Raw genomic sequence first — 15,961 nt, 5'->3', positions numbered from 1 at the left:
TCAAATCTTATTCTTCTACCGTAAATTTGTAGACAGTGATCTGTTGGTATTCATCACCCGGCAGCAAGGTAGCCGATGGGAAATGAGGTTTGTTCGGAGTATCCGGGAAACACTGTGCTTCAAAGCAGATAGCGCTTCTGGCAGGGAATGTAGCTCCGTGTGCACCTTCAAATCCATTGAGCCAGTTGCCCGTATAGAGTTGTACACCCGCTTCGGTGGTATATACTTCCATGATACGTCCGCTTTCCGGGTCCTTGCAAGTGGCAGCCAGGTCGAGCGAACCGCTTTCCATCTTGTTCAGTACATAACAGTGGTCATATCCTGCACCGAAAATCAGTTGCTGGAATTTGTCGTCGATACGTTCGCCTACAGTGTGCGGAGCACGGAAATCCATCGGAGTACCTTCTACTTTGGCAATTTCACCGGTAGGGATAGAAACTTCGTCGATAGGAGTATAGAAATCAGCGTTGATCGTAACGATGTGGTTGTTAACGGTAGGAGTAGGGTTGGAAATACCGGCGAGGTTGAAGAAACCGTGGTTAGTCAAGTTAACGACTGTAGCTTTGTCGGTGGTAGCGCGGTATTCGATAGTCAGTGCATTTACTTCATTTTCCAGGCGGTAAGTCATTTCCACTTCCAGATTGCCGGGGAATCCCTCTTCGCCGTCAGCAGAAACATAGTTGAATTGCACTGTGCTCTCATCAATCTGGACAGCATCCCAAACACGGGCGTGGAAACCGGTAGGTCCACCATGCAGAGAGTTAGGTCCGTTGTTAATCGTGAGTTCATGTTCTTCGCCGAACAAGGTGAATTTTCCTTTCGCGATACGGTTGCCGTAGCGTCCGATAGTAGTGCTTAGGAAAGGTTCCGGGCTGTTGATGACGTGGTCGATGCTGTCGTGTCCGAGGATTACATTAGCATACTTACCGTTTTTGTCCGGTACCATGATAGAAAGAATGGCGCATCCGTAATTGGTTACAGCTACTTCCATTCCCTTTGTGTTTTTGAGGATAAATAAATCAGTTTTCTTATCATTTATATCCTTTTGGAAATCTTTCCGGCTGAGTCCTGATAGATTCCCTTCTGTTGGGAATGTGTTATTCATGTCTGGTATTATTAAAAATTTCCTGCAAATAAAGGGAAATTCTTTCTTACTCACAAATTATTCCGACTAAATATGACAGGTGCTTTAGGAAAGTTTAGCTTTATTACTTCATCTTCTTTGGATGCAAGGACAAAAGATGATTTCTTAAATGAATTTTCATCCTCCTTTTCTTAAAAACTGAACTATTTTTTGTATGTTTGTTCCCGGATTGTAACAATCCGAGCGAATTTAATCTAAGTTTATAACAAGAAAAACAAAAATGTATCCATTAAAATTCGAACCTATTCTGAAGCAGACGCTTTGGGGGGGCGACAAAATTATTCCGTTCAAGCATTTGAACTCTGACTTGAAAGGAGTAGGAGAAAGCTGGGAGATTTCCGGTGTTGAGGACAATGAATCCGTAGTGGCTAATGGCCCGGATAAAGGTTTAACCTTAGCCGATATGGTAAGAAAGTATCGTGAGGAACTGGTTGGTGAAGCGAATTATGCCCGTTTCGGCAACAAATTTCCGTTGCTCATTAAGTTCATCGACGCCAAACAGGATTTGTCAATCCAGGTACACCCAACAGATGAGTTGGCGAAGAAACGCCATAATTCGATGGGAAAAACCGAGATGTGGTATGTGGTAGATGCCGACAAAGGAGCTAAATTGCGTTCAGGATTCTCTGAACAGATTACCCCGAAAGAATATAAAGAACGCGTGTTGAACAATACGATTACCGACGTATTGCAGGAATATGAGATCCATCCGGGTGATGTGTTTTTCCTTCCTGCCGGACGCGTACACAGCATCGGGGCAGGTTCTTTCATCGCCGAGATTCAGCAAACCTCTGATATTACTTATCGTATTTACGACTTCAACCGTAAAGATGCGAATGGCAAAACCCGCGAACTTCACACCGACTTAGCCCGTGAAGCCATCAACTACGAAGTATTGGATGACTATCGCACTAAATACGAACCGTTGAAGGATGAGCCGGTAGAACTGGTTGCCTGCACCTACTTTACGACTTCTCTGTATGACATGACTGAAGAAATCAGTTGCGACTATTCCGAACTCGATTCATTCGTGATCTTTATCTGTATGGAAGGATCCTGCAAGATGAGAGACAATGAAGGCAATGAACTGACTGTTAGTGCTGGAGAATCTATTTTGTTGCCTGCAACTACACAAGACATCACAATCACTCCTGAAGGAGGAAATGTGAAATTGTTGGAAACATACGTATAAAACTAGGAAACAGGAAGTATAAAGGGGCATTCTTTTGAAGGATGTCCCTTATTATTTGGCAAAGTGGAAAAATTGGCAATAAAATGTGTAGAATGTTATGCATTATCCATGAAATCGATGATGAGAGCCATCATTTTTAGAAGTCTTTTTTCCAAATCAATATTGGAAGTGCTACTTCCTCCATGGGTGTTGTTGTTTCTTGTAGAGTTTAATTCCAATAATGTCATGAAATGTCGGTTTGTGGTACGGGCAAACATCCATGAACCAATGCGCGCGTATGGTGTCAGTTCTAACTCTTTTTCTTTATGAGTACCTTGTGTTTGTTGGATCAAATTGCCCTTCCAGGTTTTATCATATATCATTTTTAGCTTTTCAGAACAATTAATATCATTTCCGTTTATATCTTCGCAATAAATATCCTTTTTGTTTTTGATTTTGATATACATATCAGGGCTTGGTTCTGCAAAAAGTTCTAGAATCTGATAATATGACAAGTAAGCATATCGTAGATATCTTTCATCAAAGCGGTAATTTGTTAACATGATCCATGCTATTTCTATTTGTTCCCTTATATTATCAAGCATCTTTTTTCTAATAGGAACACTTATTGTGCTTGTTTTATCATCTAATCTGTCCAAAATCTTTTTTTCATTTTCTGCCACTTTCTGGAGAAAATGACTTTTAGAGATTGCATTGACAGATTGTTTTAATAACTCTTCCAGTTTTTCTTTAGAGCAACTTTTATCAAAAATAGATTCTTTAGTGATATAAGCAAATACATTTTTGTTTAAAGTATATTGTAGGTTCCATGCCTTATTGGAGGCTGTCACGATGATAATTTGGATTCCCTTATTAAGTGTTTGCAACATATTGATAACATCAAAGCTGGAGAAGTCTGTTTTCTTGTTAAAGTCATCTTGCAGTAGCCGGATGTCAAGTAATACTAAATGGTATGGTTCAAACGCATTTTCTAGAATCGTCTCCTTTACTTTTTGGAGTAAGGTCTCTTTGGTGTCAGATGCATAATCAAAGCCTTTCAGCGTGTTTACTTCAATGCAGGAATAGTGGGAAAATAATGCCTTATAAAGTTCACCCCATCCTTTATCTGCTTCATCATCAATAATAAGAATGCGCTTTTTTTCCGGCTCTGACTCTGATGGATATGGAGGATAATCAATCGTGACTTTATCGTCAGATTCGGGGTGTTGTGATGTAATATACCTGTAATATAAATTCCTTTCAATATGATTTTCTATAGCCGATTTGATATTCAGACATTTAGACCATTGGTAGAGAGACCACTCGCTCGTTATAGAATGATGGGAAAGATAGTTATTAGGTTGAGGTATATGAGTTTTTTTTAGATATGCTTCATAATTTTCCAGATGTTTATAGGTATGAATATTGTCAATGACATTTTTCACTTTTTCTTTAGAATAAGGTAAAAGTTCCACCGCCGGAGTCTGTAGAATGGAGGAATAATCTGAAAGACGTAATAATTCGGTGATATTTTCTGAACCAATTAAGAAAATGGGCAGCTTTCCTACTCCTTCGCCTCTGGTTATAATACGTATATAGTGTGCCATCTGAAGTCCTTGCAATTCTATAGCATTATCAGATAATGTGTTCATAATGAAAATGGCTGTGATTCCTTCTTTGTTGTAGCTTTCTGATAAGTCATTGAATGTCAGATAAAATCTTTCATCAACAGTGTGTCCAGAAGTGGCTAAACGGATGTTTTGAAAATAATCAAGTTGAGAAAATACATTTTCTTTATAGTAAATCAAGGCAGGTTTCATATTTTTTGTTTTATAAGTGAGGATATACTATTAATCTGTTCGCGTAATAGGGTCGGATTATACCCTTTATCTTCATGCACACATTCGGTTAACGAAGCATTGTTGGCTAATTCTAATACATAACTGTCTAAATCAAGTTCTGAATATGTCTGCGTGTCGTCTTCAGCTTCAAGCCATTCTATCAATTTATTTCTTGTGTTCATTAATATGGCAACTTCATAATCTTCTCCGAATTCTATTTTTTCAAGTATCAGCGGATTTTCTGCTTTTATATCTTGCACTATGTATGGCAATGCCTGTGTGTAAAACTTGTCGACGCTCAGTTGCAATACATTATCACTCATGTAGGAGTAGGAATAACGTCCGGAAAAGAAAATTAGTGGAATACTGTTTTTCCGGCATATCTCTTTTAGCTGATCTTCTATTTTTTCCACAAATGTGTGGTGGCAACAAATGATTGCATACTTCGCAATATGGGATGTCTCTTTGTTGGAACGAATTTCTTCAATAAAAGAAGCACATTCGTTCCCTGTCAGGATGTGAAGCTGGTCACAGTTCTTCAATATGTTGTTTACTTCCTTATTTATTGAAGCAAGCTCTTCCCGCCGTGTTTTCTTTTCATCTATAATTAGGATTTTCATAAGCATAATGTTTATATATACGGATTCGGTGAGTGAATCCCTTTACTCCATCTAAAAGTAAAGGTTCTGCTATTGTCCGATCAGATTGAATACTATTTAAATACTTGATGCGGAATACTCCATCTTTACATTGTGCTTCCACATACCAGTCGCATAAGTTTATCATTTTTCTTTTCCATTCACAAAAATCTCCTGATTCAATTTCCTGCATCAGTTGTTGGTGAGTGGCGTAATAATTCGAATCTTGTTGACTAAGTAAGATGTCTACATAATCAGAACCAAGGTCTTCTACTTTTACGAGTATGTTGGGAAACTGTTTCCTTTGTGCCATGTCATGTAGTATGTCGGATAGAATATTACGTATCATATATACGTTTGTGTATAATTTGGTGTCTGTTAGTTCAAAAGTAACATGAAAATCGAAATTTAAATATTGCTTGACTAGTTCTCGCAGAAGTTTCTTTAGTTGACGTGTCTCCAGCCTGAACTGAAATTCAGACTTAAATAGTTCTACGATATCACTGAAATAGTTCAATTTTACATTTTTTGCTATTTCGCGTTTATTTTCCGGAATCGGGCAATCGAAAGGAGAACGTTCCGGATGTTCAGAACACCATGCTTTTAGCCATGAAGAACTCCATCCGGATTTTATTTTATATTGCCCCCATCCTCTGTTGTTGAGGGGATTATGTAGAAAACCGTAAAAACAGTAAAAAAGATTCTTATCTATTGTTTTAAAACGTTCGGTTATCTCTTTAAATGCAATTTGTTCCTTTCGGATAAAATCCTCATATCCTTCAAATTTGCAATTGTCAGCATTTCCATCCCAGATATGAGTGATAAATTTGAGCGGATCGTTTTTGCTGAAATTCTCATATAAAAAGGATGGTAGTAGTGTGGCATTGTGTATTTGTTCCTTAAAGACAGTCTGTGTGGGAGTGTCAGATGCTTTTAAAGTTAAACAAGACAGAGCTTTGGTAAGTGAAGTATAGAGGGGTGTGTCTTTTAGCAGGTGTATGTTGATGTTTGTACTAATTGTTTTATACCATTTATTTAGCTCTTCTATACTTAATTTAGAGTTCTGTACTGCATCACAGAAATTGAGTATATTCTTTTTCCATTCTTTCCACTGAGGAATATATAAGTAAATAAATTTATTTTGCAATGTCTTATAAGTAGCATCACCATTTCCTTTTATCATCCGCATATATTGGATTTTTCCACTTAAATAGTTGGATAATTGAGGAATGTCAGAACAGTTGTCTTTCGTTTTCTTTATATCTGAATCGAGATACATCTGCGCGCGTTCGTATCCATATCGTTCCCATAAATATAAATATAACCGAATCTCTTTGACATACGATTTTGAGACATTTACCTTTTCATTGATCGTTAAGCCGCAAACAGTCTGTCTGTAGCCTCTGCCTTCTGCTCTGGTTTTGGAAGGTTGAATTTGGAAGTTCTGTCCCGAAATGATCCTGGCTAGTTCTTGCTGGAACTCTGTGTTGTTTGCGATGTCCTGATAGGATGAAAAAGTTATATCATCTGCATAGCGTGTATATCTAGCACTGAATCTTTTGGCAAGTCCGGTAAGTTTACGATCCAGACGCAGACTTACAATGTTAGATAAAATGGGAGAAGTCGGTGCGCCTTGAGGTAAGAAGGCTCTGTTGCCGTCATTAGTACAACATATATTGGCAATACAATAAGCTATTCTTTCTTTATCTCCATTCAGATTGAATGGAGGTAATGTAAGACAGGCCTTTACCCGATAAAGAGAAATAGAAGTAAAAAAGTCTTTTAAATCTAAATGAAAAACATAAGGCATTCTTACATGTGGTTTTGCTGCGTCACCTATGTTTTGTCCCAAAATAAAACCCTTAGCGGAAGGATGAGGGTGATAGAGACTGGACAGGATAAAGTTCAGACATATTTGCAGACGTTTTAAATCTTTTATGGGTGCTTGTATTTCACGTGTTTTTCCGCTTTTTTTAGGAATTAAAAACTTGTAATATGCATCTTTAGCCAATTTATAATTACTAAAATAGGTCACGTCTTTTAGTGGAATTCTTTTATGTACACCTTTGCATAAGTATGACCAAACCTCATTCATCAGTTTAGTCAAATCTGCAACAGTCTTTATATCTTGAAAAGACTGAGCTACTTGCTGACGTATCTTAATTTCTTGCTCTGTCATTAATAGAGGAAAGTATACTAAAAAATTCTTTATGTATAAACGAGCACGCAGAGCAGTCTGCGACTACGGCAAATGATAAAACCTATAGTCTTCCGAAGAAGACATCAAGCCGATCTGTTAATTTCTTAACCAGCTTGCTAAATTCAATTTATGTAATAGCATACTTTCCTTGCTGCAAAGATAAGATTTTCGTTTGAAATAGGAAAGAATTAGAAAGTTTTTCGTTCTTTTGCCACTTGCCAAATGGCATAATATACCAAATAATTAATGATGTAATGAGGAACAAAAATGGATTTAGCCGGTGTGCGGAATTCTACATCGGTCGTTTGCGAAAGGAGGGACGGCATTCTACGGCGCATGTCTACAAGAATGCCCTCTTCTCTTTCAGCAAATTTTGCGGCACGTCTAACGTGTCGTTCAGACAGATCACCCGTGAGCGTTTACGGCGTTACGGTCAGTATCTTTATGAGTGTGGCTTGAAGCCCAATACGATTTCTACGTATATGCGTATGCTTCGTAGTATCTATAACCGTGGAGTGGAAGCGGGCAGTGCGCCATACGTGCCGCGACTGTTTCATGATGTTTATACAGGTGTGGATGTCCGCCAGAAAAAGGCTTTGCCTGCTACGGAATTGCATAAGCTTCTGTATGAAGATCCCAAAACGGAGCGTTTACGCCGTACGCAAGCTATCGCTGCTCTGATGTTTCAGTTTTGTGGAATGTCATTTGCCGATTTAGCCCATTTGGAGAAGTCGGCTTTGAATCAGAATGTGTTGCGATACAATCGTATCAAAACCAAAACTCCGATGAGCGTGGAAGTGCTGAATACTGCAAAGGAAATGATTAACCAGCTCCGTAGTAAGGAAAGTTCTCACCCCGATTGTCCGGATTATCTGTTTGATATTCTTCGTGGGGATAAGAAACGGAAAGATGAAAGAGGTTATCGGGAATATCAGTCCGCTCTTCGTCGATTTAATAATAATCTGAAGGACTTGGCAAGAACCTTGCATTTGCAATCTCCTGTCACTTCCTATACGCTTCGTCATTCCTGGGCAACGACTGCGAAGTATCGGGGAGTATCCATTGAAATGATTAGTGAATCATTGGGCCATAAATCTATAAAAACCACACAAATCTATTTGAAAGGCTTTGAGCTTAAAGAACGTACGGAGGTAAATAAAGGGAATTTATCTTACGTAAGAAACTGCTGTGTAGGCAGAAATAAAAGCGTAAAGTTCTAATAATCAGAACTGATATATGTGTGTTACTTCTTAGGTAACGGAACTTAAATTTGACGCAAAGATAGACAAAAACATAAATAGTAAGCAAATATTCTTCCATTTTTTTTCGTTTTATCTAAAATATAGGAAAAAAACTATCCGAACATGAAATAAGATTATTTTCATGCCCTATACTTTTTATTGCCTAATCTCTGGATTCTTCCCGTTGAGTATTAGGCTGTTTCCTTCTTATGCCCTATTTCTATATGTGATTTCCATTTTTTGTTGAGATGTGTGCCTTGTGTATGTATTGTCCGTTACCTAAGAAGTAACGGAAGAACATGAGGTAAAAAAACATGATTTTAACAAAGCCGAAATCAATTAGTGCTGGGCCTAGCGATGGGACAGGGGAAGGCGTAGCACACTCTAAACGCTGGTATGTTGCTCTGGTTCGTATGCATCACGAGAAGAAAGTAGCCGAACGTTTAGATAAAATAGGGATTGAGAATTTTGTTCCTGTTCAGCAGGAAATTCATCAGTGGAGTGACCGGCGCAAGATGGTTGAGTCTGTCCTTCTTCCAATGATGGTGTTTGTACACGTTAATCCGAAAGAACGCAAAGAAGTTCTAAGTTTTTCTACAGTGAGCCGTTATATGGTGATGCGTGGTGAGAGCTCTCCAGCGGTGATTCCAGATGAGCAGATGGCTCGTTTTCGTTTCATGCTCGACTATTCAGAGGAAGCTATTTGTATGAACAGCTCTCCTTTGGCACGTGGTGAGAAGGTTCGTGTAGTGAAAGGACCTCTGACCGGGCTGGTTGGTGAACTGGTTAATGTAGATGGCAAAAGCAAGATTGCCGTCCGGCTGAATATGCTGGGATGCGCTTGCGTGAATATGCCTATTGGTTATGTCGAAGCTATCTGCGAGAAAAACTAGTACTCGTCATCATTTATCCACAAATTACATGAATATGAAGTTTTCTTGTGCTTTTGCACTGATATTCTCTTTCTTCTTCTTTTCAGCTTGTCAATCCTATAAGAAAGTACCTTATTTGCAGGATGCGGAGGTTTTGAAACAGGTGAATACGCAAGTTTCCCCTGTTCAGGACGCCAGGTTGATACCGGGAGATGAGGTTTCCATTCTTGTTTCTACTTCCGATCCGGTTGTTTCGCAGCCATTCAATGCACAAGGCAGTACCTTTTTGTTGGATGACCAGGGAAATATCAATTATCCGGTTTTAGGTAAACTCCCTTTAAACGGATTAACGAGCCGAGAAGCTGAAAACCTGATAACGGAGCGACTGAAATCTTACGTGAAAGAAAGACCTACGGTAGTAGTCCGCATGTCCGGTTTTAAAGTTTCGGTTTTGGGAGAAGTGGCGTCTCCGGGTGTTTATCCGGTGGTGAATGAGCAGATCAATGTACTCGAAGCCCTTGCTATGGCAGGAGATTTGACCATTTATGGTGTTCGTGATAATGTGAAACTAATCCGCGAAGACAAGAACGGGCATAAACAGTTTGTTACACTCAATCTGAACGACGCGGATTTGTTATTATCTCCTTACTATCAGTTGCAACAGAATGACATCCTGTATGTCACTCCCAATAAAACCAAAGCACAGAGCGCGGACATCGGAACAAGTACCACGATGTGGATTTCGGGATTTTCCATCTTAGTGTCTATTGCCAGTCTGCTGGTTAATATACTTAGATGATCCCTACAACTCTCCATATTCTTTGATACAGTTAAAACACGGACATTCCTTCATCGGATTTAAATCATGATGGTCTACAATCAATGCTTTGGGGAATCTTTTCCTCAATTCGCGGAGCAAAGCGAGCAAAGAACCTCGTTGCGCCAATGTACGTGTGTCTTGGGGACGTCCGGCAATATCCAGCCCTCCTTCGTAACAAATACCTATCGAATGGGTGTTATGGTCACGGCAGTGTGCTCCGACCTTTTCCAGAGGACGGCCCTGGCAAATTTCTCCATCGCGGGTGATGTAGAAATGGTAACCAATGTCACGGAACCCGCGGTGTTGGATATGATCTTGTCGGCAAGCCTCCGCCGAAAGGAATTTTCCTTCCGGCGTGGCACTGCAATGAATGATAATCAGCGTGATGGTGCGCATGGGCTACATACAACTTTGTACTCCGATCAGGCCTCCGATAGCGGTGGCAACGGTGATAATCACTTTGATAATGAAGCTCCATACGGAGCGGGGAGAAGATGAATTACTCATAAAGAAGAGGTTTTAAATAAATTAATAATATTCCCTTAGGCAGCCGGGTCAGGTGCTTCACCGCTTCCGCCCGGATTCGGATTCGGCGTATTGCCTGAATCGGAATCTCCACCAGGGGTGGTTGGTTTCTGATACTCCGCTTGCTGCTTCAGTTGACTGTCGAGTTTCAGGTTGGTAGTCGACAAATTACCGGTGGCACGAGCTTTAAGGCGCATACCAGTGATGTTTTTCTCTAACGAAAAATCTTCCAGTGTTTCAGCCGCCTTACTTCGGATGCCTACCCCAAAGATGGCAAGGTCGTCGATTTTCACGCATTTGCCGTCGAGCAGCAATTCTTTGATGCAGTCTACCATGTCAGAAAGTACACCTTTGATGACACCACCGGAATACGGTGAATTGTGTTTCGACATGTGTTCGGCAAGCTTGGCCAAATCAAACGTCTCGTCGCTTACCGCACGGGCGAACCACTTGCCTGCATTCAGGCCTTTCTGCTGTTGGTTTTGATAAATTTTGTAACGAATCATAAAACAATAAATTAAAGGGTTAAACATATTGTCCGGGGATTCTTTTCCCCTTCCGACAATACAAAGATACTACCCTGAAACATCGATAAATCAATTGTTTGCGATTGCACACGATTGTTGTCAATTATATGTCGTAATGGTCGTTTATTCAATGGAAAAGCGTTGGTTATGTGGTACTATTTTGTTATTTTTGTAACTGTAAATCAAAATTTTATCCATTATGACCGAATTCAAAATACGTGCCTATGGGCGCATGGAACTGGCGCAACTTTATTCTCCGACACTTACCGACATTGCTGCTTATCGAAAAATGAAGAAATGGATCTCTTTATGTCCCGGACTTCTGCAACGTCTGTACGACTTAGGGTACGAATCAAAGCGTCGCTCATTCACACCGTTGGAGGTGAGAGTGATTGTGGACGCTTTGGGAGAACCTTGAAGAAGTTGAGAGTTGAGAATTGAGAGTTGAAAAATGAAAGTGGGAGATGGAGAGAGGAATAGAGGCGGTTTGTGTGGGATAAAGCGGTGCTTTATGGGTGCTAAACCTATGCTTTACGAACGCTAAAGCGATGCTTTATTAAAATACAAGAAATACACTTTTACCCCCCTCTCCCTAACACACGCACACGTGCGTGCGCGTATAGACGCCTTTATCGTCTGCGTTGGTAAACAATCCTTTTTTAATCAGACGATTTAGCCAGCCGAAAGCAGTGTTAGGTTTGATTTTCATGATTGTAGCCTGCTCCGACAACTGTGCACGGGTGAATTGGTTGCCCATTGCTTCGAAAAGTGCATCCCGGTCGGCATTGGCTCTATGCTTGACTTCTGTGGAGGGAAGAAAAGACAAGATATGCGTGGCATGACGATAAAGCGGAGTTACAAGCTCCAGGACCGCTTTAAAATCTTCAGCGGTGATCGTTACATCCCAACGGGTGATAATGCCGTCTTTGATATTATCAGTGGCAATCTCCTTATCAGGAGTAAGCAGATGGATAGAAGAATTCTTGAATTGGTAAGGTTGATCACATTCCAATGCACGTATCATAGCTACTTCTGCCATGATACGGCACGTGTTGACAGCCAGTCGGGCGATGGAACTGCTCATTTCGTTGTCGTTGGCAAGTCCCGAACGGAAGAACAAATCGGAAAAGAGAGCGTTGAACTCTTGCTTTTGCTCGTCGGTGAGCCGGAGCGTATGGACTCCATGTGTTTTCATCAGGTCGAGTTGCTTTTTCCATTCCAGGCCTATGTCTGTGAAGATAGCTTCCAGATCGGCTTCGCCACTTTCAAACTGATTGATCCATGCCCATATACCATGCATGTAATAAAACAGTTGGCGCGAGAACAAGCCGTTCTCTGTCGAGGGAATAAGTGGTTTCACTTGTGCGGGCGTACCGGAAAGCAGGACGGACAGATAGCTTTTCTTTACTTCCCGGTATTCCTGGTCGGTACGCCGGTTGTACGACAAACGGTCATGGTCGAACGCTTTGCGGAGCGTGTCGCTCCAGTGTCCGTATTCCGAGCCGATGGCAGCAGAAATAGTATCTGCTTCCGTTTCGCAGATAAGTCCTGTGCCGTTGGCATCCATGATATTTTGCAGAATACCTGTTCCGGTGTTATTGCCAGAGATGAGAAACATTCTGTTTTTGGGCATTTGGGGAGCTTCCACTTTGCTACGCTCTTTTCCCATGACGTCGTAGGCGGCTTTCTCTTTTTTGTAAGCCTTGACCTCTGTCGCTACTTGTTGGCGGATCTCGTCATGGATAGGTTCGACGAGCAGACGGATAAGCGAAAGAATTCCCTTACCCGAGGCAGAAGGAGCCACGATGAAACTTTGCAGGCAAGGAGACTGGAGTTTGCCGGCGTATGGACATCTCACATATCGTTCCATGCTGGCACCTATGGCAGTCAATGCTCCAATCAGCATGACGTCACGCTGGGTAGGGCTGGTGGCATAGCTCATGATGAGCAAGAGGATTTTCGGCCAGTCCGCTTCGGGGAAAGTGGGCAATGGCTGGTTCGGGTCACTACCGTTCAGCAGCTCTTCGGATTCGTCCGGTTCGTCATTCTCCACCTTATTATATACGTGTGCGTGTGTGAGAACTTTGGACGGTGTATTTTCCGTATTTTCTGTATTTCTACGGTTGTTCATAACTTCCGTATTACAGAGTTTCACATTGGCCATCTCGGCAAGATGGAAAGCCGTGCCCAGGTGCACTTCCCCATGCCGGGTAGTGAGAGCATTGGAGAATATCCGTTCGGCATGTTCGCGTTGGTACTTGGCGGACGTCCGGCACAAACGGTGGAAAAACTCGCGTCCCGCTTCTCCGCAATCTGTTGCGATGGCAAACGCCAGTTGTACATATTCAGCATAGGTAGGAGCAATATCCGCTCCTGCAGTTTCAACCGCTTCAGTGAGGCGGCGTAAAGATTCAATATCAGTCATTATTTTGATTTATGATTTATAATTTATGATTTATGGTTATTCGTTGGTGGCTCTAAATAATGCTCCCGGGTCATGGCAAAGGAAGCAGGATCTCACAATGTCTTTACCGGAAAAGTCCACGCCTTTTTTCTTTTCTCCGAAAGGAGGAGGTGTTCCTGTACCATAGATCATCACAGTGTATAACATTGCTAACTTCATTTTTTCCGTAATACAGTTTGCGTCATCGGCCATGGGTAAATGATTATAGGGTATGAAGGCTTTTACGCCTCGTCCGCTAGGACTGATAAACGTGAGCATAGGGTGGAGAAGAGGATCATTGAACAACGTCTTACGCATCTCCACTGCTTCCTGATAGGAGGTGAGATAGTCTATATCTACTACTGTTAGGAGGGAAGGATCTATGAGGCATTTGCTGCTGCGACGCGAGAATGTACCACAGGGAGTCACGTATGGTAATAGTGATGCTTTTGCCGTCCGTATATCTTCGGAGTTGCGTACTTGTTCGGTCAGAACTTTGAGATTCTCGTTGCAGGTAATCATTTGAAAGACTTGCTCTACGGAGACTTCGCAGCAGGGAATAAGCGTAGGAGGAGTAACTAATTGTCCGTGTTCGTCTTTAATGGGCGCAATGGGAGGCATGAAATAAGACATTCTAAAATCGTTTGTCATAATGTATCTAATTATTTGATTATCGCCTTGAATTTTCAAAACGCGGGGCGAAGGTAGGAATAGCTTTTAAATCAACTGTTCTGACATATCAGAACAGTTATAGGTAGAATCATGTATTATTTAATAACTTTAACAATTAACAGAATTACAAAAATGAAAAAGTACTCTCATGTAGCACTCGGTCTTTTCATCGCCGAGCAGTTTAAGAAAGCAGGTGTGAAGATAGCTCCCATGTGCGCTGAAATAGGCTTGGGCAAAGCTGTCTACTATGCAAAGGTTATAAAAGGGGAGACGTTCGTTTAAGCCATTTCACCCGTCTTTTGGCTTACTTCTATGACTGTCATACCAAAGAGGAATTTCGAGCCAAAGCAATTGAATGGGTCGACCGTTATATTGATTATCGTGAGAAACACGGGTGATGGGAAAGAAATTTAATCAGTTGATAATAAAATAATGCAGGAAGTCCAACGTTTCAATAAAGTCCTAAAATCTTTTGTCCTTCTAGGGGACATCATCTTATTGAACTTGCTGTTATGGATGTTTACTTCGATCTGGGAAAACCGGTCTCCATTTGAGTATTCAATGCCTCTTCTCCAGAACATGGCTCTGATGACTTTATGTTATCTGGTTTGCAACATCCGTTCAGGAGTGATCCTTCATCGTCCGGTGGTTCGCCCGGAACAAATTATGCTTCGGGTGGCCCGGAATATGATTCCTTTTGTGTTGATAGTCTTTGGGCTTTCATACATATTCCATTTTGAATGTGTCAATCTGCGTCAGTTAGGGGTATTTTATATAGTTCTCATTATCGTTATCATTTCCTATCGTCTGACGTTCCGATCTATTCTGGAGCTTTATCGCAAAAGTGGGAAAAATGTCCGAAAGGTAGTGCTGGTGGGTAGCCATGAAAATATGCAGGAACTTTATCATTCTATGACGGATGATCCGACATCCGGGTATCGTGTATTGGGATATTTTGAAGATTTTCCGTCAGACCGCTATCCTATGAACATAGCTTATTTGGGACAGCCGTGTGAAGCTGTTGATTATTTGACTCGTAATGCGGGAAAGGTAGACCAACTTTATTGTAGTCTTCCTTCCGCCCGTAGTGCTGAAATAGTGCCGATTATCAACTATTGTGAGAATCATCTGATTCGTTTCTTTAGCGTTCCCAATGTCCGGAACTATCTGAAACGGAGAATGTATTTTGAAATGTTAGGTAATGTCCCGGTACTTTCTATCCGTCGTGAGCCACTTGAGTTATTGGAGAACCGTATGATGAAACGTGGCTTTGATATTATTTGCTCGCTACTGTTTCTTTGTATCCTTTTCCCGATTATATACGTCATTGTAGGGCTGGCTATAAAGATAAGTTCACCTGGACCTGTCTTTTTCAAACAGAAACGAAGTGGGGAGGATGGTCGTGAATTCTGGTGTTATAAGTTTCGTTCAATGCGGGTAAATGCTCAATGTGATACATTACAAGCTACAGAACATGATCCTCGTAAAACCCGAATCGGTGATCTGATTCGTAAGACGAATGTGGATGAACTTCCTCAATTTATTAATGTCCTGAAAGGGGATATGTCTTTAGTGGGTCCCCGTCCGCACATGTTGAAGCACACAGAAGAATATTCTCATTTAATAAATAAATATATGGTTCGTCATTTTGTAAAGCCTGGTATTACAGGTTGGGCACAAGTGACAGGTTTCCGTGGAGAAACGAAGGAGCTTTGGCAGATGGAAGGACGTGTGCAACGTGACATCTGGTATATTGAGCATTGGACGTTCATATTGGACTTATATATCATGTATAAGACTGTGTATAATGTAATCCGTGGAGATAAAGAGGCTTATTAGGTGAGGAATTGGAAATTGAGTAAAAATT

General features: G+C 41.1%; 16 protein-coding genes. 7 read left to right on the top strand and 9 right to left on the bottom strand.

All coding sequences use genetic code 11. The features are described 5' to 3' along the window. Window positions 1-7: 7 nt before the first annotated feature. The gene (locus BSCG_RS23840; protein ID WP_004307294.1) at window positions 8-1,105 is read right to left on the bottom strand and encodes an aldose epimerase family protein; all 1,098 of its coding nucleotides are present in this window, start codon (window positions 1,103-1,105) and stop codon (window positions 8-10) included. Between the two features lie 259 nt (window positions 1,106-1,364). Here BSCG_RS23840 and BSCG_RS23845 point away from each other — a divergent pair, with 259 nt between their 5' ends. Then, complete coding sequence (locus BSCG_RS23845) at window positions 1,365-2,336, top strand: type I phosphomannose isomerase catalytic subunit (RefSeq protein WP_004313588.1); 972 nt, start codon at window positions 1,365-1,367, stop codon at window positions 2,334-2,336. 95 nt (window positions 2,337-2,431) lie between these two features. On the opposite strand, the gene BSCG_RS23850 is transcribed toward BSCG_RS23845, so the two are convergent. Genes BSCG_RS23850 through BSCG_RS23860 form a run of 3 tightly spaced genes read right to left on the bottom strand, consistent with a single transcriptional unit; the run spans window position 2,432 to window position 6,973 of the window. Next, window positions 2,432-4,135, bottom strand: a complete 1,704-nt coding sequence (locus BSCG_RS23850) for a response regulator (protein WP_008774867.1) — start codon at window positions 4,133-4,135, stop codon at window positions 2,432-2,434. After that, window positions 4,132-4,776 carry a hypothetical protein gene (locus BSCG_RS23855; protein WP_032849309.1) on the bottom strand — a complete coding sequence of 215 codons (645 nt, stop codon included), beginning with the start codon at window positions 4,774-4,776 and terminating at the stop codon, window positions 4,132-4,134. Before BSCG_RS23855 ends, BSCG_RS23850 begins: the two co-directional genes overlap by 4 nt. Beyond that, window positions 4,754-6,973 (bottom strand): reverse transcriptase family protein, encoded by a 2,220-nt coding sequence (locus BSCG_RS23860; protein ID WP_032849308.1) that lies wholly within the window; start codon window positions 6,971-6,973, stop codon window positions 4,754-4,756. The genes BSCG_RS23855 and BSCG_RS23860 overlap by 23 nt, the downstream gene beginning before the upstream one ends. A gap of 275 nt (window positions 6,974-7,248) precedes the next feature. Between BSCG_RS23860 and BSCG_RS23865 the strand changes: the two genes are divergently transcribed. From BSCG_RS23865 to BSCG_RS23875, 3 genes are all read left to right on the top strand, one after another. Beyond that, the gene (locus tag BSCG_RS23865) at window positions 7,249-8,214 is read left to right on the top strand and encodes a tyrosine-type DNA invertase cluster 3b (protein ID WP_008774864.1); all 966 of its coding nucleotides are present in this window, start codon (window positions 7,249-7,251) and stop codon (window positions 8,212-8,214) included. Between the two features lie 335 nt (window positions 8,215-8,549). Beyond that, window positions 8,550-9,128 (top strand): UpxY family transcription antiterminator, encoded by a 579-nt coding sequence (locus tag BSCG_RS23870; RefSeq protein ID WP_008018120.1) that lies wholly within the window; start codon window positions 8,550-8,552, stop codon window positions 9,126-9,128. Window positions 9,129-9,156: 28 nt separating this feature from the next. Then, window positions 9,157-9,906 (top strand): polysaccharide biosynthesis/export family protein, encoded by a 750-nt coding sequence (locus BSCG_RS23875; RefSeq protein ID WP_015531610.1) that lies wholly within the window; start codon window positions 9,157-9,159, stop codon window positions 9,904-9,906. A gap of 3 nt (window positions 9,907-9,909) precedes the next feature. Here the strand turns inward: BSCG_RS23875 and BSCG_RS23880 are convergent, their stop codons facing one another. From BSCG_RS23880 to BSCG_RS23885, 3 genes are read right to left on the bottom strand one after another with little or no spacing between them, the layout of a single operon-like run. After that, window positions 9,910-10,323, bottom strand: a complete 414-nt coding sequence (locus BSCG_RS23880) for an N-acetylmuramoyl-L-alanine amidase (RefSeq protein ID WP_008774862.1) — start codon at window positions 10,321-10,323, stop codon at window positions 9,910-9,912. 3 nt (window positions 10,324-10,326) lie between these two features. Continuing rightward, window positions 10,327-10,434, bottom strand: a complete 108-nt coding sequence (locus BSCG_RS29865) for a smalltalk protein (RefSeq protein ID WP_004297473.1) — start codon at window positions 10,432-10,434, stop codon at window positions 10,327-10,329. A 35-nt stretch (window positions 10,435-10,469) separates the two neighbouring features. After that, window positions 10,470-10,958 carry a DNA-binding protein gene (locus BSCG_RS23885; protein WP_008770913.1) on the bottom strand — a complete coding sequence of 163 codons (489 nt, stop codon included), beginning with the start codon at window positions 10,956-10,958 and terminating at the stop codon, window positions 10,470-10,472. Window positions 10,959-11,178: 220 nt separating this feature from the next. On the opposite strand from BSCG_RS23885, the gene BSCG_RS23890 reads away from it, so the two are divergent. Then, entirely contained in the window at window positions 11,179-11,397 is a 219-nt protein-coding gene (locus BSCG_RS23890; RefSeq protein ID WP_004313208.1) for a DUF4248 domain-containing protein, read from the top strand. 174 nt (window positions 11,398-11,571) lie between these two features. On the opposite strand, the gene BSCG_RS23895 is transcribed toward BSCG_RS23890, so the two are convergent. Then, window positions 11,572-13,404 (bottom strand): DUF3987 domain-containing protein, encoded by a 1,833-nt coding sequence (locus tag BSCG_RS23895; RefSeq protein WP_008774861.1) that lies wholly within the window; start codon window positions 13,402-13,404, stop codon window positions 11,572-11,574. Between the two features lie 36 nt (window positions 13,405-13,440). Next, on the bottom strand, window positions 13,441-14,073 hold the full coding sequence (locus tag BSCG_RS23900; protein WP_032849307.1) for a BT4734/BF3469 family protein: 633 nt from the start codon (window positions 14,071-14,073) through the stop codon (window positions 13,441-13,443). Window positions 14,074-14,226: 153 nt separating this feature from the next. On the opposite strand from BSCG_RS23900, the gene BSCG_RS23905 reads away from it, so the two are divergent. Then, window positions 14,227-14,376 carry a hypothetical protein gene (locus tag BSCG_RS23905; RefSeq protein WP_008021935.1) on the top strand — a complete coding sequence of 50 codons (150 nt, stop codon included), beginning with the start codon at window positions 14,227-14,229 and terminating at the stop codon, window positions 14,374-14,376. 150 nt (window positions 14,377-14,526) lie between these two features. Continuing rightward, complete coding sequence (locus tag BSCG_RS23910) at window positions 14,527-15,933, top strand: undecaprenyl-phosphate glucose phosphotransferase (protein ID WP_008774859.1); 1,407 nt, start codon at window positions 14,527-14,529, stop codon at window positions 15,931-15,933. Window positions 15,934-15,961: the final 28 nt, after the last annotated feature.

This window comes from Bacteroides sp. 2_2_4 (genome assembly GCF_000157055.1).
Classification (GTDB): domain Bacteria; phylum Bacteroidota; class Bacteroidia; order Bacteroidales; family Bacteroidaceae; genus Bacteroides; species Bacteroides ovatus.
Note: the sequence above shows the minus strand (reverse complement) of the source record. Positions and strands in the feature narration are given on the sequence as shown.